Here is a 16,431-nt window from a genome sequence, read left to right as displayed (position 1 = left end):
CAGCCTCTCTGATGAATCTGTTTACCAAAGGCCTGAGAGCATCCTGAATAGTGAAATGCTCGCGTCGCTCTTTGCTGCTGTCATAAATCGGTGTCCAGCCGCATCCCGTATTCACCTGGATTACCTGGTAACTACCTTTCCCATCTCTCCACTGAATTCCGTTCATCGAGAGCCACTCCTTGAAGTCGGCTAATTTCGATTTGTGGAGTAAATTTCTTCGGGCCATTAACTCTCTCCTTAAAACGGGCAGCCGGTGCGGTGATCCCAGTCGTATTCCGCCTGGGCGTAAGCTACTGCCGAGATGAGGTCGTTATATGCCTCGCCAGCTGCATCGCTGCGGAGGCCTTCGTATGGACTTTTATCCATCGGCACAGAGAAGCGGAACAGGCCTGACGGCTCTTTCGGCAGGGCGTCGATAATTTCCTGCGCACGATCGTCAATCCACTTTTGCTTCTCTTCGGTGAGCGACTGTTCAGCCCATTTCCGTTCTTCGATAGCGTCGTATGCGCGGTATGCGTTCATAGCTCGCTCCTGAAATTTGGTTGTAAGAATCCCGGCACCGTAATGGCTGCCTGATAGCTCAGTTAAATTCGTGCGCTGATATGCGCGGTTAATGCGTCCCGGCTGGAACCAGGTTCGGTTCGATACTGCGTGAAGCATATGGCCGGCGGATGTGGCGCAGATTTCCCTGCGGCTCATGCCAGTAGCTGCCGTCGCGATAGTCGAAGCTGACCAGCCAGGCGGCGCCGGTGCGGCGATTGCGCATCATCACGGCGCGTCCGTTGTTAGGAATTGAGTTAGCCATTGAACACCCCCGTCACGTGCAGAATTTTGATAATCAACGCTGTCCAGATAACGCCGCAGATCAGCAGGCAGTAAATCAGTGAACGAATGCCTTGTTTGCTCATGCCGCACCCCAGCACGGATAGCTAACTGCGATAACAGCAACCAAAAACGGAACGACCTTTAACCAAAAATTACGCCATGCAGGCTTGTCTTCTTCGCGGATCATCTCTTCACCTTTGCCTTAAAGCCGGCCAGCTGAGCGTTTGACTTACGTCCGGCGTTGCCGGTGTTGTTTGGATGGATTGATAATAGCCAAGGCGATTATTCAGGTCAATCGCTAAAACGATATTAACAATCGGAAAAGTGATAAGTGCGTGATTGCTAAAGTAATTATTTTAAGAAAAAAATTTATGCAGGCGTTTTTACGAAGGGTTTGGCGGAGGGATGGCGATAAAAAACCCGCCGAAGCGGGTTATGCGAATCGTTTATATTCGATCGATTGTCTGAGAAGGACTCTGGCCATAACGTAGAACTGGTCTTCATCACCTGGCTCTACATACCATTTTTCATAGATAGGGTTATCCGAAATTACAGCCAGACGGTCCCTTTGCATCTGCAAGCGCTTGACGTGAAGAGTTTTACCAAAGACAAATACATAAACGCCATCACTGTCAAAATGGGTGACACTGATGTCTACGAAAATTTCATCGCCGGGTGATATTGTCGTGTCCATGCTATCACCGGTTACGGTGATTACTTTTATGTGATGAGCTGGCCGATTCCCAAATAGAGATCTGGCCTGCTCTGATGTGTATTCAATCGCACGAATGGTCTCTATGAAATCGTTAGTGATAAGTGCGCCGGGTCCTGCGCTGGCTTTTACATCGAGGACATCTACCCGATAAATGCCATTTTTCGGTGTTACAGGCGTCTGCACTTCCGTGATCTGTATGGAGTCAGCAAGCATTTCACCTGCTCCAGTGGAGAGCCATTCAGGACGCACGCCTAACACAGATGCTATTTCCACTGTTTTGCGAGAGCCGTTGGCGCCATTAAGCAGCTTGTTCACGCTTGACTGAGCCATGCCAACCTCTTTGGCAAGCCTACCTTGCGTATAACCAGCTAATGACATTGCTCGAGCAAGACGCTCAGAGAAATCCATAACACCTCCTCAAAGTAACTCCTTTAATCCTATCGCCATAGCGATTGCTTGGCAAAAAATCGCATAGGCGATTGACAATCTCTTTTGCGATAACCATAATCATCAAAAACCAATAGCTGAGGTGATTATGAAAAACCCCGCAGTAGAAAAAGCGATTTCCATCGCCGGCAGTCAGAAAGAATTGGCCAAGCGATGCGGCAAAGCGCAGTCGACGATCTGCGACTGGCTAAACGGGAAAAAGAGGATTTCTCCTGTGCATGTTCCCGACCTTGTCGCGGCCGTAAATGGAGAGATTAAGGCATATGAGTTTCGCCCTGATCTGCCTTCAATTTTTCCGCCACCAAACAATAGCGCCGCCTGACTGGCGGCCATTCCAAACAACACCAGAGGAAGTATCACAGATGGAGAATGCAATAGCCCGAAAGTTAGAGCCGCCAATCCTCAACCCAATTGAGATTGAAGGCATTTTGTTAAACCGGCTTTTATCCATTGGCCAAAAGGTTTTTGCGGAAATGCGAGGGGTTAGCGAGTCGACAATCAGTCGCCGCAAGAGCGAGGGGTATTACGCCGAGATGGCGAAGGAAATATCAGCGCTGGGTTTGCAGGTTGTTCCGCCGGAGGCGGTGGTAGTTTCCCGCCACTACCTGCAGTCAGTAGAAACGCTGGCGGATATCGGTTTGCGTGCGGAGCGGTGCCGCCCTGGTCCGTTAGGGTGGGACTGATGAAGTGCGCAAAAGGCGAAAGCCGCAGTGCGCGAACACTAACGGCTTTCTACGCGAATTAACTGGATCAATTCACAGGAGTAATTATGGCAAATACTGCCGAAGTAATCAATTTCCCTGTGCCTGTCGTGGCACTACAGGAGCTGCGAGTGGCAGATCTCGACGATGGGTTTACGCGCATCGCCAATGAGCTCCTTGAAGCTGTCATGCATGCGGGTCTGTCGCAGCATCAGCTTTTGGTGTTCATGGCTGTCATGCGCAAAACATACGGCTTCAACAAGAAATCTGACTGGGTCAGTAACGAGCAGATCTCCGTGCTGACCGGCATTCTTCCGCACAAGTGCTCAGCTGCAAAAAGCACCCTGGTAAAGCGGGGGATATTAACCCAAACCGGTCGCGTAATCGGGATTAATAAAGCGGTCAGCGAATGGTCATCTTTACCCGTAAAAGGTACAGAAAAAAAACCTTACCTGAAAAAGGTAACATTACCCGAATCAGGTAAGAAAAGTTTACCCGAATCAGGTAACGCCTATTACCCGTATCAGGTAAACACAAAAGACAAACATACAAAAGACAATAAAGACAATATTAATAACCCCCCTAAATCCCCCCGGGCGGTTTCGTTCGATGCGTCAGCTGTTCAGTTGCCTGACTGGCTTTCTGCAGAGATCTGGTCGTCATGGGTGGCATACCGTCGCGACCTGAAAAAACCGATCAAGTCTCAGCAGACAGTCACCCAGGCTATCAACCTGCTGGACCGCTGCCGGCTGAACGGTTACTCCCCTGAAGAAATTATTAACCAGAGCATCGCGAATGGCTGGCAGGGCCTCTTTGAGCCGAAAGGCGCCAGGCCGCAGCGCCGGCAGGAGTCCCGCGTCACTGAGCGGTTCGCTGACAAAGACTACGGAAAAACCGAAATTCCGGACTGGATGAGGGATCAACAATGAACCTGGACGAACGAATCACCCTGGTCGAAAAACAGCTGCAGGAGCTGTCACAGCCAGCGCTGGACATCCCAAACACCGAAGTCATTAAGCAGTTAGTGGTCTGCGAAAAGCACGGCGACTATGAGCAACGCCAGCGCGTATCAACTGGCCTTGTCCGCCTGCCAGGGGCGCCGACAAGCTGCCCGGGATGCCTGAAAGATGAGCTCGTTTTCCTGCGAAACGAGAAGGCCAAAACGGATGACAGAACTCGCACTGCGAATGTTGAACGCCTGATGCTGGAGCTCAAGATCCCGGCTCGGTTCGAAGCCTGCACGCTGGATAACTACCTGCCGGTGAGCGAAGAAGCAGCGCGGGCGCTAAAAGTCTGCCGAGCGTATGCCAGCCGCTGGCCAGATCGCCGTAAAAACGGCGGCGGCCTGGTTATGTGCGGCAAACCCGGAACGGGTAAAAACCACCTGGCCTATGCAATTGCGAAAAGCGTTATCGCAGAGCACCAGAGTCCGGTCGTGTTCACCACCGCGCTGAAAATCGCCCGGGAGTTTAAATCCACCTGGTCAAAGACGGCGACCCGATCCGAGGAAGAGGTGATCCGCTTCTTCACCAAGCCGGACCTGCTGATTATCGACGAGGTAGGTATTCAGTTTGGTAGCGAAGCCGAGAAGATGATCATGTTTGAAATCATCAACACCCGCTACGAGCGCCTGAAGCCGACGATCCTGATCAGCAACCTGCCGAAGGATGAGCTGACGCAGTTTATCGGCGAGCGCGTCATCGACCGCATGAACGACGGCGGCGGATGCACGATTTCGTTTACCTGGGACAGCTATCGGGAGAACCGGTCATGAAAAAGAACTCTGGCAAACAAGCCGTTATTAACTTCATCGGCCAGCATCCTGGCTGCAGCTTTCAGGATATCCGCCGAGGAACCGGGCTTGACTCTTCAGTGGTCAATTCCTCCCTTTGGCAGATGAACAAAGACGGCCAGGTTAACCGTGAGGGTGAGTGCAGGAGCTATCGCTACACCCTGATCGACACGACAGCCGTAACAGAAAGCGATCCGTCTGTTCAGTATCGCCAGCGTCCTGGCGGCGTAAACCCAATGACCAAACTGTTTAACTATTGCCTGGCGGGAGTAAGAAAATGAAAAACGAAATCGAATTCAAATTTGGTGATTACGCAATCATCGAGCAGAAACGCCACGGTGTACCTAACGAGATGTTTGTTCACAAGGTGGTTGGTCAGCTTCGTTCTAACACCTGGGTTGATGTTCCGGTTAGTGTTCCGGCGACTGAGACACTGCACGGTGAGATGGAGGACATTTGTCTTTGCATCTGCTGCGGAATTGACGAGACCAAAGTTCGCCGTTATCGCGTCAAGGATATGCGACGCCATTCTCCTGTCTCTTTGGTGGCTGATGAAAAGAGCGGGTCGACTATCACACTACAGGCAGTTAACGAGCTCATCGCCTCCCTAGAGAGCGCAGGCGAGCTGTCGATAAGAGAGAAGAAGTTCCTTAAGCTGGCGAAAGCGTTTAAGCAGCTGGCTGCGGAGAATGTGGCGCTGAAAGGTGCATTAACCGGCAGCGCTTACATCAGCTTTATCAAGGCCAACGGCTGGAATACGTCTGCAAGCACCGTAAACGGCAAGTTCGTCAACTTCGCTGACCCTGAGGTTGATTTTGGTTCTATGGTCTTTGCTCACGCCAAAAAGCTTATCGAAGCAGTCGAAACCCCCGCCACCGATCGCATCGTAGCCGAAGCCGAGGCGCGCGGAGTTGAGAAGGCCATCGCCCACCTGGAGAAGAAGTTTAGCAATATCGGCGTGCAGATTATGAATCTGCAATGGCTGGCGGATTCGCTGCGCGAGGGGGCCGACAAATGATGAAGCCGAATCACGTCTATATCGAGGTATCTCATAACCAGAGCGGCGGCCTGTCTCTCTGCGTCAGCAATGACGACTATGGCTATCGTATTTCGGGTGACAAAGTTGGCGGGTGCAAAACGCTGGCTCGCTTTGAGGTCGACGCCAGCGCGCTTATCAAGCAAATTCGCGAGCATGCAAATACAGAGGGGCTAAATGAGCAATCGCATCCCTAATTTCGGCTGGAACCGCCTGAAACTGGCAACGCTCACCTATGAGCAACTGGCGGAGCTTGAGGAGCAGGTTAAGGCCGAGCACGCCTGCAAAAACGGCATTCACCTCTTCGACAAAGCCGGTCAGCGCAAACTCGATGCCCTTAGCTGGGCCGTATACAACAAGCAGAAGGCGGAGCGTGCCGCATGACAACTGATATCACCGAACTGGCGCATGGCAATTCGCTGCGCAAAAAGCTTAATCGCCGCCTGAATGATGCTTATGGGTTTCAACGAACATCAGGCGGCAAACACACCACAATCAGCCTAAGCATTGCTGAGTGCAAATCTGTCATCGCAGCTTTGGATGAGCGTCTCGCGCTGGTAGAGGCGCTGGAGAAGGCGCAGCGTGCGAACGCTGCACAGGACGACCATATCAACCAGCAGCAGGACCGTATTGATCAACTGGAAAAAGGCCATCAGGAAGCCGCAAAGCAAATCAACTCATGGCGTCGGATGGCGAAGCAGAATATCGCTGAGCGTGAAAAGGATATAGCTGAACTGGATGCTGCCCGCCAGCGCATCGCCGAGCTGGAGTCCCGCATTGTCACCGTGAAGATACCATCTACAGTAGAGCCAAGCCCGTTTGCTCCATGGATAGCCAAAGCCTTTTACCAGTTTCACAAAGATACGGTTAATTCATGTGTTACGGTTTTTTCAGATGCGTGCGCCGCCGCCGGCATCAAGGTGGAGACTGAGTGATGTGGAGAGGAACCGATCGCACCAGAAGCCAGATGATACTGACCGAGTATCGCTACGACCCTAAAGCTAAAGACTCCAAATCCGTTTACCTGGTGCGGCATAACAGCCGCATTCATCAGACTGTTCTGGAGCAGCATTTGACAATAGAGCGCGATAGTTTCGGTCGTTTCATACCGACTATCGAACTGAAAGACTTTCCGGAAGGACTTAGCGACCGCGAGTCGATGCTCAAACTTGCCGACTGGCTGCACCGTTTAGGTGTGGCGATCGAGGATAACTGGAGTCAACCATGACCAAATCAACCATAACCAGAGAAGAAAGCATTCAGGCCGTATTTGATTTAAAGGTTGGCTATCGTCTTGGGTTTGCCGACATAGAGATTCTCAAGCGAGTGGCCCGAATGGCGCTGGCCGCAATGGACAGCGAGCCGGTGGCGCTTGACTACCTGCAGGGACACAAAGACGGTCTGGAATGGGCCGCCCTACTGGCAGAAGCCAATCACCCTGAAACAGGAGACTGGCTGTACGATGACCCTATCGAGCTGTCAAAAGCTATTCGCAAAGGTCCAGATATGCCGCCAGCGCAGCCGGCAGCGGACAGCGAGCCGGTGGCGTGGACATGGCACTATCGTGAACAATGGCATGTTACAAACGATTCTCGTCGCGCAGAATTTGTCGCAAAAGATGGTGATGTGGCTGTACTGCCGCTCTATCGCCACGCGCAGCCAGCGCCGGTAGCAGAACGTGAGCCCATCGCCTGGCTCAATGACGCATACTTAGCTCGTGGCGTAGTTGACGGTGAGGCTGGTAGCGAAGATGCAGGCCCCGGATATATTCCAGTGTATCGCGAAGCAGGACCACAGCCAGCTCCGGGAGTGCCTGATGATGTGCTGGACGCATTGCAGAAGGTTGCACGAATACGCCTCAACCTGAATGACTTCGACGGCGATCGCCGCGGTATTGCTGATTGCCTGTGTGATGCCGAAGAGGCGTTAATCGAGGTGGTAAATCGCCGCGCCGCCATGCTCGCCCCCGCCCTGCAGGAGGGAAAATGACGATTGCAATCGATCGACTTAAGGAAGTGACAAGGGACTTTGGTCGCAGGCACATCGCCTACCAGATGGCCAGAGAACTACTGGAGATTTATAGCGGTAACGGCCCGACTGTCTGGAATGTGTTGAGCGATTTCCCTCCTGAAGTTAACGGAAAATATCTGGTGATGACCAGCTATGGTGATATTCGGACCGCCTGCTATGACTGCGAATCAGGGGAATGGAGGGCTTCAGATGGCACCATTACCGGAGTTATCAAATGGATGGATTTGCCAGCCTCCCCGCAGGAGCCAAAACCATGACAGAGGGAATGCGACAGCACCGCGCTTTCGTGCTGACTTGTTGGCTGGCAAGAGCTAAGCGCAAAACCGCGCAGGAGATAACGAATGGAAAATAAACCAGAGTGGCAGAAGCAGGCTGAGAAATTTGCTGAGTTGTACGGAGCAAGCTTCGTGATATTCAGGAATGGAATGGAGCCTGAGTGTCTCGATCCCACAAAAGTGGTGCTTTCATTTGATGAAGAAAGCAAAAGGCGCTTTGAGGAGTCAAGAGAAGCCATGCGTCAGGAGCACGCGATGGCATCCAGACTGACCAAGCATCGCTTTATTCCGAAATAAGGTTGATAGTGGTATATAATCCCCTCCACAGCAGAGGGGATTTTTATGTCAAAGTGGAACATTGCAGCCAAATCGAAAGACGAGCAGGACAAGGTCAACGTCGACCTTGCGGCGTCCGGCGTCGCCTACAAAGAGCGGCTGAACATGCCGGTTGTCGCCGAAGTGGTAGCCAGAGAGCAGCCTGAACACCTCAGGGACTACTTCATGGAGCGCGTCCGCTACTACCGAGAGCAGAGCATCCAGCTACCCAAGGCATCCGATCCGCGCTATCTGGAAATGGCCGAGCAGAACGCCAAGAAATAGCGATTCCCTCGTATATGCTCATTTTGCTTTTATCCCCGGGAAGGGCGATAATTCCCTAGTCAGCCTGAGCAACTGACAACTTACTTCCGGCGCCAAGTGGGGACACATGGCGCACAAAACCTTACAGCAATCCCTGTCACCGATGGCGAAAGCCACCGGCGATTTTCTGCATTCAGCGTTTGACCTCTGCGGAGGTGAAGCGTGAAGCAACAATTCTGCCTTATCAACGACAACGTTAAGCGTAACGTCGTCAGATTCATCCAGTCTCTGCCCGTCGACCACCGATCGCCGCTGATTATTGAGGCGCGAGAAGAAAGCCGCACCGACAAACAGAATCGTCTCATGTGGCCACTTTTGAAAGACCTGAGCGATCAGGTGATCTGGTACGGTGAAAAGCTGGAGCCGGCGGAGTGGAAAGACCTCATCACCGTACTGGTCAGCCAGATGCAAAACCCGGAGCGTAAGCAGAAATCCGCCCCGGGCATCAACGGCGGCCGCGTCTACTTCGGCGTTCGCACCTCACAATCCAGCAAGCGCTACATGGTCGAGGTAATCGAGGCGATTTACTGGTTTGGCACAGAGCACAGTGTGAAGTTCAGCGAGAAGTCCAGCAGTCGGATTGCATGGGCCCAGGAATGGAGGGCTTCGCATGCACAGTCTGCTCGCTAAGGTCATGGATCGCGGCATCTTCCGCGTACCTGCGCGCCGCAAGCGCAAGGTAGAAGTTAAGCCTTCCGATATCCCCACCTTTCACTATACGGCTCACCTGGCAGATGTCCGCTGGCTGCGTCGTGCTGCCAGAAGGAAAATTGCATGAGCCTCTACCGAAGCATTAATGGTGCTATCTGGCGCAACATCTGGGTTGTTGGAGATCTGCATGGGTGCCATACGCTGCTGATGAACGAGCTGGAGAGGGTCAGTTTTGACCCATTGTGTGACCTGCTGATTTCAGTAGGTGACCTTATCGATCGCGGGGCGGAAAACGTCGAATGCCTTGAGCTAATCACAATGCCCTGGTTTATGGCCGTTCGCGGAAACCATGAGCAGATGATGCTCGACGGACTATCCTCGTCCGGGAACGTGAATCACTGGCTCGCTAACGGTGGCGGATGGTTCTTTAACCTTGACTACGACAAAGAACGCCTGGCTATCGCGTTGGCGCATTTGGTTGCTGGTTTGCCACTCATTATCGAGGTAATGACCGATGGTAAGAGGGTGGTGGTCTGCCATGCTGACTACCCGCATAACGAATACTCATATGGCAAGCCCGTCGATGCAGAACAGGTCATCTGGAATCGTGAGCGAGTGAGCGCGGCTCAGGATGGGATTGTGAATGAAATATCCGGTGCAGACCTGTTTATTTTTGGTCACACCCCGGCACATCAGCCAAGTCAGTACGCCAATCAGATGTATATCGATACCGGTGCTGTATTCTGCGGCCGCCTGACCTTGGTACAGATCCAGGGTGGTGATCATGCTTAAACGTACTCAGCGCCGGTGCAAAATCTGCCGGGCAAAATTCACCCCAGCATTCGAAAACCATCGTTGGTGCTGCCCTGAGCATGGCGCTGAATTTGCCATGCAGGAACTGGAGAAGAAGCGCGAAAAACAGGCCCAGGCGAAAGCGAAGAAAGAGCGCGCAGCCTGGCGCAAGCGCAAAGCCGCGGTGAAGCCTCTCCGGCACTGGGAAGATATGACCCAGCGTGTCGTTAACGACTATATCCGCGAGCGTGACCACGATCTGCCGTGTATCAGCTGCGGCACGTTCGAAACGGTTCAGTGGGATGCCGGGCATTACCGATCCCGCGGTAAAGCGTCTCACCTGCGCTACAACGAGGACAACATTCACAAGCAGTGTCATCACTGCAACGTGCAGATGTCAGGGAACCAGCAGCAGTACCGCATCGCTCTGGTAGAGAAAATCGGAGCTGAGCGCGTCGAGGCGCTCGAAAACAACAACACCCCTCACCGATACACCATCGAAGAACTGGAAGGCATCAGACGCCATTACAGCGCGCTACGCCGTGCGCTCATAAAACAACGGGAGGCTGCATGAAGATCACCTATAGCGACGAAGGGGCTTATTCCCGCATCTGGCTGACTGGCCCGTTCTGGCAGCTGGCTATGGCTAGACGCATTGCGGATGCTGGTCTGGACGCTTCTCCGGTCAATACCTGGGAGTCTCGCGGCATTACCTTCCAGATCACCCTGTACGGAAAGAGCGCGTATGTGCTCAGGGCATATAAGGCGATGGCCAAGGCCATGGCGAGGAGTGGCAAATGAGACGTGACGTTATCGAACGCATCCGCGACCGCTGGCAAAAGCTCCGCCTCTGCCGTCACCGCGGCACCGTACTGGTCGACTACCGCATACTGAGAAATTTCGTTCGCATCTATCAGACCCTGGGAGAGACAGCATGATAAATACCCAATACCTCCAGTATGTTCGTCAGCAGCTGATAGTGGCCACCGCCGATCTGAGCGGTGCGACGAAAGGGCAACTGGTAGCCTTTGCAGAGAATGCACAATTCACCGCCACGGCGCGCAGCCGGGGGCGGAAGAAGGTGTATAGCGAAGTGAAGCAAAAAATGGTTAACCCGGATGGGCCGCCGATGAGTGGCAGCCAGTCACGCGCTAAGGGTTCCTCAATCGCTCTCGTTCTGCCCGTTGAATACTCGACAGCCAGCTGGCGCCGCGCCCTCCTGTCGCTGGAAGACCACCAGAAATCCTGGTTGCTGTGGAACTACAGCGACAATATCCGCTGGGAGCACCAGGAGACGATCACCCGCTGGGCATGGGAGCAATTCAGCGACAAGCTGGCCGGCGTGCGCATTGCAAAGAAAACAGTCGATCGCCTCCGTCAACTTATCTGGCTTGCAGCGCAGGATGTCAAAGCCGAACTGGCAGGGCGGGAGACGTACGAATACCAAAAGCTTGCCGCCCTGGTCGGTGTGAACCCGAAGAACTGGTCAGAAACGTTTACGGAGCGGTGGGAGGAGATGAAAACTACCTTGCGGCGCCTTGATAGTGATGCCCTGTTGCAGGTGACGCGATCACGTTCACAACAAAAGGCGACAAATTTTGACTCAAGTCTTGCAAAACTGGATTAAATGCGTCATATTTGAGTCTACTTTGATATGCTGCCTTAACTTTAAGTGGCGGCATGAAGATGATAGTCACATACCAGTTTGTAAAATTAGCCTCGGCATCCCGCCGGGGCTTTTTTATGCCTGCGATCCGGTCAGGGCTCTTGGGTAGAGACGTGCTGCACGACACGTCGACACCCGCCGCGCAAGAGCCCTGAACCAGATTGTTGGTTCAACCAGCACCAGATAATGGCCTGACCTGATAACGGGTTCATACCCCAACTTATCAGGGGCGCTGCTGCAACAGCGTCGCAGGCCGCCAGACCCAGCCAGGGTATTTTCGGTCATCACCGACATTGCTATTACCCTCATGCTTATTGCCCGCCTTTTTGCGGGCTTTTTTATTTTCAGGGTCGCGGGAATCACCCTCGACGCTTTGTTGGTAAATCAGCCCGACGGCCCTGAACCTTTTACTGACTACAGATAGCACCCCGAACATTATCGGAGGTGGAGACTATGAAAATGCCTGACAAAATCTTTTCGGCGGCCTCGTACTGCTCGTCAGGCGGCCTGATATGCACCGGGCTGGCAAGGACCTATGACTGGTTTCATGGGCTTGACTGGAATTTTATTGCCCTGGCCAGCGGCGTGATAATCGGTGTAGCGACCTACCTGACCAATCTCTACTTTAAGCGCCGCTGGACGAAGATGTATCAGCAGTCCCTCGATCGTGGTTGTGGTGGCCCGCCACCGCAGGATGAATAGCGATGGCTAACCTGAAAACGAAACTCAGTGCGGCCATGCTGGCGCTTATCGCTGCTGGCGCATCAGCTCCCGTTCTCATGGATCAGTTCCTGAATGAGAAAGAGGGCAATAGCCTCACGTCATACCGCGATGGCTCCGGCATCTGGACGATATGTCGTGGAGCAACCCGGGTAGACGGAAGGCCTGTAACGCAGGGGATGAAGTTAACCCAGGCTAAATGCGACCAAGTTAATGCCGTCGAGCGCAATAAAGCGCTGGCATGGGTTGATCAGAATGTGCGGGTTCATCTTACGCCTCCTCAAAAGGTCGGAATTGCCAGTTTCTGCCCCTATAACATCGGGCCAGGTAAATGCTTTCCTTCCACTTTCTACCGCAAGCTGAATGCCGGTGACCGGAAAGGCGCCTGCGCTGAAATTCGCAGGTGGATTTTTGATGGCGGAAAAGATTGCCGCGTGCGTTCCAACAATTGTTACGGCCAGGTCTCTCGTCGTGATCAGGAAAGCGCACTGGCATGTTGGGGGATAGATGAATGAGCCGGTTAACCGCCATTATCAGCGCGATTGTGATCTGCCTGGTTGTTTGCCTTGGGTGGCTGGCAATGCATTACCACAATGCTGCTGCTGAGCAGAAAACCAGAGCCGATAGCGCTGAGCAGCAGGTAAACGCAGCACAGGCGATCACCTCCAACGTTCTGACCACCATGACCATCTTCAACACCATCGTCGAGGCCAATCAGCATGCAAAAGAGCAGATCGCACTGGACGCATCGGGAGCCGCGGCAGATATCAAGGTGGCTGTTGCGAATGATGATTGCGCTCCCCGTGATATTCCTGTTAGCGCAGTTAAGCGGGTGCAGCAATACAAAAATAGTTTACGTCAAAGTGCCAGTGGTGCCGCTACCGGCCAGCCTGACAGCTGAGACGCCATATCCCGATATCCCCGACAAAATGACGTGGGGCCAGAGCCTTGATTTAAACGTCAGTCTGCTGTCAGCGCTCGGACAGTGCAACCGGGATAAAGCGGATATCAGGCAAGCAGAGAAAAAACGAGCCTCGCAATAGCGGGGCTTTTTAATGCGTATCGTACACGCAAACCATCGAGAGTCTTTCAGTCGTGAGCCTGAGGAACGCCGTTAAAGGTGGCGACCTCTCTCGGGCGGCGTTCCTGTACGACAGGCTCACATCTAAAGGAAAACAGCATGAAAGTTATCAAGTATTGGAAAGTTCAGCTTCTGCAGCTTTCTCAGCCTTCCGGCAAGCTTCACGGCATTATCAACGCCAGCAATCTGGTCGAAAGCCTGTTATTTGAGGGGTACTCAAAAGATAAACCGAAAATTAATCTCGGTTCCGGGGTTCATATTGAGTTGTTTACAGCACCCGATTCGCTGGAAACCCGTATCTTTCGTGACCACCTCGTTGACAGTGTGCGTTGCTTCCCGGTGTGTGAAGATGATGGCGACAAAAGTGAGAGGGTAGAGTTTACCATCTGGCTTGAGCCTCAGATTTACAACTGCCGAGCCGTCATGGGTGGTGCTGGCGCAGCAAAAGCACCTGAAAAGCATGAAGGTGACGACGAAACTGACGGAACTCAGGAAGAGCAAACTAAGCCTCCCTCACGCGAAGCCATGATTGAATATATCAAGCAGGCCATTGGGGAAGGCTATCAGCCTAAAATCTGCCATGAGCTCATTAGCAATCCTGATCTGCTTTGGCAGTTGCATGACGAGGCGGTAGATTATGAATATCGCGCTTGTTGGAAATGGTACCAAAGCGGCCATGGTTTTCATGAGACCTTTAGCGCCCCTGAGAAAATCCACGATCACTCCTGCGACAACTGTTTTGCCGATACCGATGTTAATAAGGCTCGCAGTTCCTCCTTCGAAGACGTCGTGAAGCCGGTAATCAAATGGCTTAACGAAAACGCCAACCCTCATACATCAGTGAGCATCGACGCGACCAGTGCTCATCTGCTTACTGGCGAAATCGGCATTCACACGGAAGAGTTCATTAAGGACTGATCGCGGCATTACAGAGCCACTTCAAGAGGTGGCTCGATAATGTCACAACGAGGTAAGGACTATGGCAAAACCGGACTGGGGAGCACTGCAACACCAGTTCCTCGCCGAGCATGCCAAAACAGGAATATCCCCGAAAGACTGGTGCGCAGCGCAGGGACTGAATTACTCATCTGCGAAACGCTATATCAAAGTAACGACCTACGGTGCGAATTCGCAAAAAAAAACTGCGAACAAATCTGCGAATTCGCAGAAGGAGAAAGGCGGGGCCAGTAAAAACGGGAAGGTGAAAAAAAACCAGCCCGACACAGGCACCCGCTCAAAATCTCCAGAAACGAAACCGATACGCGGATCACGAACCGCACCGCCGACGAACGCTTTCCAGCCTGGCAACCAGAACGCATTAAAGCACGGTGGCTACGGCCGCCGGATGCTACTCTCTGACGCTATCACCGAAGATGCCCAGATGCTCACGCTCGACGATGAGCTTTTCTGGCTGCGTGCGGCGAGCCTGACAGCTGCGGAGAATATCGGGCGCTGGCAGACGGATCTGGAGACGGCAGGCAGCGAACAGGCCAAAGACCTGCACGACCTCATCTCCCAGGCGCAGAAAGCCATGCATCGCAACACTGCGCGCATTGAGTCGCTGGAGTACACCAAGGCGGCGATAATCAAGCAGCGCGTCGATGCTGCTTACCGCGAAGCTGCGACCGAAAAGGTTGAGCTCGAAATCGATGTGCTGAAAGACGGCGACAAGGATAACGCGATCGTCGTGCATAACTCGCTGCCAATCCCGGGAAGATAAATCATGGCCGACATTTACCTACCCACGCTACACAACGGGCAGTTAACGGTCTGGTCTGACTCCTGGGATCACCAGCTGAATGCGGTTCGCTGTGGTCGACGCTGGGGGAAAACCTTCATGCTGTCGAGCGCAGCGGTGACCTACGCAACGTCACAGTTCCGGCGCCCGGGCATGGACATCGAGCTGGGCGGGCGGGTCGGTATCTTCACTGCCGAGTATCGACAGTACCAGGAGATCTACGACAAGCTGGAAGAAATCCTTCTGCCGCTGAAAAAGAGCTTCAGCCGGCAGGAAAAGCGCCTGCTGCTGAAGAACGGCGGGAAGATTGATTTCTGGGTCACCAACGACAACAAACTGGCCGGTCGTGGTCGTGAGTACGAAATTATCCTGATCGATGAGGCGGCTTTTACCAAGTCGCCTGAAATGTTGAAGGAGATTTGGCCTAAGTCGATTAAGCCGACGCTGCTGACGACTAAGGGCCGGGCCTACGTATTCTCAACGCCTGACGGTGTGGACGAAGAAAACTTCTTCTATGCCATCTGCCATAACAAAGACCTCGGCTTCCATGAGCATCATGCTCCGACGTCATCAAACCCCTTTGTTCCTCCCGAGGAGCTGGAGAAAGAGCGACAGAACAACGACCCACGCGTTTTCCGGCAGGAGTTCCTGGCCGAGTTCGTCGACTGGTCCGCTGCGTCGCTGTTCGACGTCCGCAAATGGTTCGAGGGTGAAAACCAGGATCAGCCTGTCGATTACCCTGAGATGTGCCAGGCCGTCTTCGCTGTCATGGATACCGCCGTTAAGGGCGGTACTGAGCACGACGGCACGGCGGTGGTTTACTACGCCGTCGACACCCGGCCCGGCATTCAGCGCCTGACCATTCTCGACTGGGATGTGGTGCAGATCGATGGCGCGCTGCTGGAAGAGTGGATTCCGTCAGTTTTCACCCGGCTGAATGAGTTGTCCGGCCAGTGCGTCGCTGTAAATGGCAGCCTCGGCGTTTTCATTGAAGATGCCAGCATGGGCAGCATCCTCCTGCAGAAAGGTGAAAGCCTGGGATGGCCGGTCAACAAAATTGAATCCGCCCTGACCAGCAAAGGGAAGGACGAACGCGCAATTATGGCCTCCGGTTATCACTACCGCGGGCTGGCGAAAATATCCCGATACGCCTACGAGAAGACGGCCGTCTTCAAGGGCGAAACAGCAAACCATCTGCATAAGCAGGTGTCACGATTCCACCTTGCCGATAAGAACGCGCACAAGCGCGCCGACGATTTGCTGGATGATTACACCTACGGGCTGATCATCGCGTTCGGTAGCGGCGACGCACTCTAGCGAGA

32 protein-coding genes are annotated in these 16,431 nt (G+C 53.3%); 28 read left to right on the top strand and 4 right to left on the bottom strand.

The window, feature by feature from the left end; genetic code table 11:
- Nucleotides 1-237 precede the first annotated feature (237 nt).
- From gamL to GT756_RS15695, 4 genes are all read right to left on the bottom strand, one after another.
- Nucleotides 238-522 carry a host nuclease inhibitor GamL gene (gene gamL, locus GT756_RS15705; RefSeq protein WP_016529276.1) on the bottom strand — a complete coding sequence of 95 codons (285 nt, stop codon included), beginning with the start codon at nucleotides 520-522 and terminating at the stop codon, nucleotides 238-240.
- A gap of 88 nt (nucleotides 523-610) precedes the next feature.
- Nucleotides 611-805, bottom strand: coding sequence for a hypothetical protein (locus GT756_RS15700; protein ID WP_004151303.1), 195 nt, complete (start codon nucleotides 803-805; stop codon nucleotides 611-613).
- Nucleotides 798-923 carry a hypothetical protein gene (locus tag GT756_RS25910; protein WP_072140575.1) on the bottom strand — a complete coding sequence of 42 codons (126 nt, stop codon included), beginning with the start codon at nucleotides 921-923 and terminating at the stop codon, nucleotides 798-800. The genes GT756_RS15700 and GT756_RS25910 overlap by 8 nt, the downstream gene beginning before the upstream one ends.
- 335 nt (nucleotides 924-1,258) lie before the next feature.
- Nucleotides 1,259-1,948, bottom strand: coding sequence for a helix-turn-helix transcriptional regulator (locus tag GT756_RS15695; RefSeq protein ID WP_032453660.1), 690 nt, complete (start codon nucleotides 1,946-1,948; stop codon nucleotides 1,259-1,261).
- A 127-nt stretch (nucleotides 1,949-2,075) separates the two neighbouring features.
- On the opposite strand from GT756_RS15695, the gene GT756_RS15690 reads away from it, so the two are divergent.
- The 28 genes from GT756_RS15690 to GT756_RS15555 all read left to right on the top strand — a co-directional run bounded on the left by GT756_RS15690 (nucleotide 2,076) and on the right by GT756_RS15555 (nucleotide 16,426).
- Nucleotides 2,076-2,309: a helix-turn-helix domain-containing protein gene (locus tag GT756_RS15690; protein ID WP_004151299.1), complete on the top strand. Its 234-nt coding sequence runs from the start codon at nucleotides 2,076-2,078 to the stop codon at nucleotides 2,307-2,309.
- Between the two features lie 40 nt (nucleotides 2,310-2,349).
- On the top strand, nucleotides 2,350-2,670 hold the full coding sequence (locus GT756_RS15685; RefSeq protein ID WP_004141720.1) for a CII family transcriptional regulator: 321 nt from the start codon (nucleotides 2,350-2,352) through the stop codon (nucleotides 2,668-2,670).
- A gap of 86 nt (nucleotides 2,671-2,756) precedes the next feature.
- Nucleotides 2,757-3,617: a replication protein gene (locus GT756_RS15680; RefSeq protein ID WP_160124906.1), complete on the top strand. Its 861-nt coding sequence runs from the start codon at nucleotides 2,757-2,759 to the stop codon at nucleotides 3,615-3,617.
- On the top strand, nucleotides 3,614-4,462 hold the full coding sequence (locus tag GT756_RS15675) for an ATP-binding protein (RefSeq protein ID WP_160124905.1): 849 nt from the start codon (nucleotides 3,614-3,616) through the stop codon (nucleotides 4,460-4,462). Before GT756_RS15680 ends, GT756_RS15675 begins: the two co-directional genes overlap by 4 nt.
- Entirely contained in the window at nucleotides 4,459-4,761 is a 303-nt protein-coding gene (locus GT756_RS15670) for a helix-turn-helix domain-containing protein (protein ID WP_160124904.1), read from the top strand. The genes GT756_RS15675 and GT756_RS15670 overlap by 4 nt, the downstream gene beginning before the upstream one ends.
- A gap of 236 nt (nucleotides 4,762-4,997) precedes the next feature.
- Nucleotides 4,998-5,498, top strand: coding sequence for a hypothetical protein (locus tag GT756_RS15660; RefSeq protein WP_254067482.1), 501 nt, complete (start codon nucleotides 4,998-5,000; stop codon nucleotides 5,496-5,498).
- Entirely contained in the window at nucleotides 5,495-5,713 is a 219-nt protein-coding gene (locus tag GT756_RS15655; RefSeq protein WP_160124903.1) for a hypothetical protein, read from the top strand. Before GT756_RS15660 ends, GT756_RS15655 begins: the two co-directional genes overlap by 4 nt.
- Nucleotides 5,694-5,900, top strand: a complete 207-nt coding sequence (locus GT756_RS15650; protein ID WP_004178825.1) for a hypothetical protein — start codon at nucleotides 5,694-5,696, stop codon at nucleotides 5,898-5,900. Before GT756_RS15655 ends, GT756_RS15650 begins: the two co-directional genes overlap by 20 nt.
- Nucleotides 5,897-6,451: a hypothetical protein gene (locus GT756_RS26045; protein WP_216846591.1), complete on the top strand. Its 555-nt coding sequence runs from the start codon at nucleotides 5,897-5,899 to the stop codon at nucleotides 6,449-6,451. Before GT756_RS15650 ends, GT756_RS26045 begins: the two co-directional genes overlap by 4 nt.
- Complete coding sequence (locus GT756_RS15640) at nucleotides 6,451-6,744, top strand: hypothetical protein (protein ID WP_029602865.1); 294 nt, start codon at nucleotides 6,451-6,453, stop codon at nucleotides 6,742-6,744. Before GT756_RS26045 ends, GT756_RS15640 begins: the two co-directional genes overlap by 1 nt.
- Nucleotides 6,741-7,505 carry a hypothetical protein gene (locus GT756_RS26255; protein ID WP_254067474.1) on the top strand — a complete coding sequence of 255 codons (765 nt, stop codon included), beginning with the start codon at nucleotides 6,741-6,743 and terminating at the stop codon, nucleotides 7,503-7,505. The genes GT756_RS15640 and GT756_RS26255 overlap by 4 nt, the downstream gene beginning before the upstream one ends.
- Entirely contained in the window at nucleotides 7,502-7,804 is a 303-nt protein-coding gene (locus GT756_RS15630) for a hypothetical protein (RefSeq protein ID WP_160124902.1), read from the top strand. Before GT756_RS26255 ends, GT756_RS15630 begins: the two co-directional genes overlap by 4 nt.
- Before the next feature lie 84 nt (nucleotides 7,805-7,888).
- The gene (locus GT756_RS15625) at nucleotides 7,889-8,119 is read left to right on the top strand and encodes a hypothetical protein (protein ID WP_160124901.1); all 231 of its coding nucleotides are present in this window, start codon (nucleotides 7,889-7,891) and stop codon (nucleotides 8,117-8,119) included.
- A gap of 45 nt (nucleotides 8,120-8,164) precedes the next feature.
- Complete coding sequence (locus GT756_RS15620) at nucleotides 8,165-8,422, top strand: DNA polymerase III subunit theta (RefSeq protein WP_088296077.1); 258 nt, start codon at nucleotides 8,165-8,167, stop codon at nucleotides 8,420-8,422.
- A 201-nt stretch (nucleotides 8,423-8,623) separates the two neighbouring features.
- A complete protein-coding gene (locus GT756_RS15615) occupies nucleotides 8,624-9,091 on the top strand; it encodes a recombination protein NinB (RefSeq protein WP_160124900.1) in 468 nt (155 codons plus the stop codon).
- Complete coding sequence (locus GT756_RS15610; RefSeq protein ID WP_012542614.1) at nucleotides 9,072-9,239, top strand: NinE family protein; 168 nt, start codon at nucleotides 9,072-9,074, stop codon at nucleotides 9,237-9,239. The genes GT756_RS15615 and GT756_RS15610 overlap by 20 nt, the downstream gene beginning before the upstream one ends.
- Complete coding sequence (locus tag GT756_RS15605) at nucleotides 9,236-9,904, top strand: metallophosphoesterase (RefSeq protein WP_160124899.1); 669 nt, start codon at nucleotides 9,236-9,238, stop codon at nucleotides 9,902-9,904. Before GT756_RS15610 ends, GT756_RS15605 begins: the two co-directional genes overlap by 4 nt.
- Nucleotides 9,897-10,478, top strand: a complete 582-nt coding sequence (locus tag GT756_RS15600; protein WP_160124898.1) for a recombination protein NinG — start codon at nucleotides 9,897-9,899, stop codon at nucleotides 10,476-10,478. Before GT756_RS15605 ends, GT756_RS15600 begins: the two co-directional genes overlap by 8 nt.
- Complete coding sequence (locus GT756_RS15595) at nucleotides 10,475-10,705, top strand: hypothetical protein (protein ID WP_160124897.1); 231 nt, start codon at nucleotides 10,475-10,477, stop codon at nucleotides 10,703-10,705. Before GT756_RS15600 ends, GT756_RS15595 begins: the two co-directional genes overlap by 4 nt.
- Complete coding sequence (locus tag GT756_RS15590) at nucleotides 10,702-10,842, top strand: YlcG family protein (RefSeq protein ID WP_114264758.1); 141 nt, start codon at nucleotides 10,702-10,704, stop codon at nucleotides 10,840-10,842. The genes GT756_RS15595 and GT756_RS15590 overlap by 4 nt, the downstream gene beginning before the upstream one ends.
- Nucleotides 10,842-11,531, top strand: a complete 690-nt coding sequence (locus GT756_RS15585) for a bacteriophage antitermination protein Q (RefSeq protein ID WP_160124997.1) — start codon at nucleotides 10,842-10,844, stop codon at nucleotides 11,529-11,531. Before GT756_RS15590 ends, GT756_RS15585 begins: the two co-directional genes overlap by 1 nt.
- A gap of 492 nt (nucleotides 11,532-12,023) precedes the next feature.
- Nucleotides 12,024-12,272: a phage holin gene (locus GT756_RS15580; protein ID WP_160124896.1), complete on the top strand. Its 249-nt coding sequence runs from the start codon at nucleotides 12,024-12,026 to the stop codon at nucleotides 12,270-12,272.
- A 2-nt stretch (nucleotides 12,273-12,274) separates the two neighbouring features.
- On the top strand, nucleotides 12,275-12,805 hold the full coding sequence (locus tag GT756_RS15575) for a lysozyme (RefSeq protein WP_017898848.1): 531 nt from the start codon (nucleotides 12,275-12,277) through the stop codon (nucleotides 12,803-12,805).
- On the top strand, nucleotides 12,802-13,191 hold the full coding sequence (locus tag GT756_RS15570) for a DUF2570 family protein (protein ID WP_160124895.1): 390 nt from the start codon (nucleotides 12,802-12,804) through the stop codon (nucleotides 13,189-13,191). Before GT756_RS15575 ends, GT756_RS15570 begins: the two co-directional genes overlap by 4 nt.
- Nucleotides 13,076-13,333 carry an Rz1 lytic protein gene (locus GT756_RS26250; protein WP_243817496.1) on the top strand — a complete coding sequence of 86 codons (258 nt, stop codon included), beginning with the start codon at nucleotides 13,076-13,078 and terminating at the stop codon, nucleotides 13,331-13,333. Before GT756_RS15570 ends, GT756_RS26250 begins: the two co-directional genes overlap by 116 nt.
- Nucleotides 13,334-13,470: 137 nt before the next feature.
- Complete coding sequence (locus GT756_RS26245) at nucleotides 13,471-14,289, top strand: hypothetical protein (RefSeq protein WP_243817497.1); 819 nt, start codon at nucleotides 13,471-13,473, stop codon at nucleotides 14,287-14,289.
- Between the two features lie 61 nt (nucleotides 14,290-14,350).
- A complete protein-coding gene (locus GT756_RS15560; RefSeq protein ID WP_160124894.1) occupies nucleotides 14,351-15,091 on the top strand; it encodes a hypothetical protein in 741 nt (246 codons plus the stop codon).
- A gap of 3 nt (nucleotides 15,092-15,094) precedes the next feature.
- A complete protein-coding gene (locus GT756_RS15555) occupies nucleotides 15,095-16,426 on the top strand; it encodes a terminase family protein (RefSeq protein ID WP_004884204.1) in 1,332 nt (443 codons plus the stop codon).
- Nucleotides 16,427-16,431: the final 5 nt, after the last annotated feature.

The sequence above is a fragment of the Klebsiella sp. Q2 genome (genome assembly GCF_009900705.1).
Taxonomy (GTDB): Bacteria; Pseudomonadota; Gammaproteobacteria; order Enterobacterales; family Enterobacteriaceae; genus Klebsiella; species Klebsiella quasipneumoniae.
This window is presented reverse-complemented; position numbering and strand designations above follow the sequence as displayed.

Bases quoted from the DNA above. Each gene is read 5' to 3' on its own strand.
- gamL (WP_016529276.1), bottom strand. From the start codon at position 522: ATGAACGCATACCGCGCATACGACGCTATCGAAGAACGGAAATGGGCT.
- GT756_RS15700 (WP_004151303.1), bottom strand. From the start codon at position 805: ATGGCTAACTCAATTCCTAACAACGGACGCGCCGTGATGATGCGCAAT.
- GT756_RS15695 (WP_032453660.1), bottom strand. From the start codon at position 1,948: ATGGATTTCTCTGAGCGTCTTGCTCGAGCAATGTCATTAGCTGGTTAT.
- GT756_RS15690 (WP_004151299.1), top strand. From the start codon at position 2,076: ATGAAAAACCCCGCAGTAGAAAAAGCGATTTCCATCGCCGGCAGTCAG.
- GT756_RS15685 (WP_004141720.1), top strand. From the start codon at position 2,350: ATGGAGAATGCAATAGCCCGAAAGTTAGAGCCGCCAATCCTCAACCCA.
- GT756_RS15680 (WP_160124906.1), top strand. From the start codon at position 2,757: ATGGCAAATACTGCCGAAGTAATCAATTTCCCTGTGCCTGTCGTGGCA.
- GT756_RS15675 (WP_160124905.1), top strand. From the start codon at position 3,614: ATGAACCTGGACGAACGAATCACCCTGGTCGAAAAACAGCTGCAGGAG.
- GT756_RS15670 (WP_160124904.1), top strand. From the start codon at position 4,459: ATGAAAAAGAACTCTGGCAAACAAGCCGTTATTAACTTCATCGGCCAG.
- GT756_RS15660 (WP_254067482.1), top strand. From the start codon at position 4,998: ATGCGACGCCATTCTCCTGTCTCTTTGGTGGCTGATGAAAAGAGCGGG.
- GT756_RS15655 (WP_160124903.1), top strand. From the start codon at position 5,495: ATGATGAAGCCGAATCACGTCTATATCGAGGTATCTCATAACCAGAGC.
- GT756_RS15650 (WP_004178825.1), top strand. From the start codon at position 5,694: ATGAGCAATCGCATCCCTAATTTCGGCTGGAACCGCCTGAAACTGGCA.
- GT756_RS26045 (WP_216846591.1), top strand. From the start codon at position 5,897: ATGACAACTGATATCACCGAACTGGCGCATGGCAATTCGCTGCGCAAA.
- GT756_RS15640 (WP_029602865.1), top strand. From the start codon at position 6,451: ATGTGGAGAGGAACCGATCGCACCAGAAGCCAGATGATACTGACCGAG.
- GT756_RS26255 (WP_254067474.1), top strand. From the start codon at position 6,741: ATGACCAAATCAACCATAACCAGAGAAGAAAGCATTCAGGCCGTATTT.
- GT756_RS15630 (WP_160124902.1), top strand. From the start codon at position 7,502: ATGACGATTGCAATCGATCGACTTAAGGAAGTGACAAGGGACTTTGGT.
- GT756_RS15625 (WP_160124901.1), top strand. From the start codon at position 7,889: ATGGAAAATAAACCAGAGTGGCAGAAGCAGGCTGAGAAATTTGCTGAG.
- GT756_RS15620 (WP_088296077.1), top strand. From the start codon at position 8,165: ATGTCAAAGTGGAACATTGCAGCCAAATCGAAAGACGAGCAGGACAAG.
- GT756_RS15610 (WP_012542614.1), top strand. From the start codon at position 9,072: ATGCACAGTCTGCTCGCTAAGGTCATGGATCGCGGCATCTTCCGCGTA.
- GT756_RS15605 (WP_160124899.1), top strand. From the start codon at position 9,236: ATGAGCCTCTACCGAAGCATTAATGGTGCTATCTGGCGCAACATCTGG.
- GT756_RS15600 (WP_160124898.1), top strand. From the start codon at position 9,897: ATGCTTAAACGTACTCAGCGCCGGTGCAAAATCTGCCGGGCAAAATTC.
- GT756_RS15595 (WP_160124897.1), top strand. From the start codon at position 10,475: ATGAAGATCACCTATAGCGACGAAGGGGCTTATTCCCGCATCTGGCTG.
- GT756_RS15590 (WP_114264758.1), top strand. From the start codon at position 10,702: ATGAGACGTGACGTTATCGAACGCATCCGCGACCGCTGGCAAAAGCTC.
- GT756_RS15580 (WP_160124896.1), top strand. From the start codon at position 12,024: ATGAAAATGCCTGACAAAATCTTTTCGGCGGCCTCGTACTGCTCGTCA.
- GT756_RS15575 (WP_017898848.1), top strand. From the start codon at position 12,275: ATGGCTAACCTGAAAACGAAACTCAGTGCGGCCATGCTGGCGCTTATC.
- GT756_RS15570 (WP_160124895.1), top strand. From the start codon at position 12,802: ATGAGCCGGTTAACCGCCATTATCAGCGCGATTGTGATCTGCCTGGTT.
- GT756_RS26250 (WP_243817496.1), top strand. From the start codon at position 13,076: ATGATGATTGCGCTCCCCGTGATATTCCTGTTAGCGCAGTTAAGCGGG.
- GT756_RS26245 (WP_243817497.1), top strand. From the start codon at position 13,471: ATGAAAGTTATCAAGTATTGGAAAGTTCAGCTTCTGCAGCTTTCTCAG.
- GT756_RS15560 (WP_160124894.1), top strand. From the start codon at position 14,351: ATGGCAAAACCGGACTGGGGAGCACTGCAACACCAGTTCCTCGCCGAG.
- GT756_RS15555 (WP_004884204.1), top strand. From the start codon at position 15,095: ATGGCCGACATTTACCTACCCACGCTACACAACGGGCAGTTAACGGTC.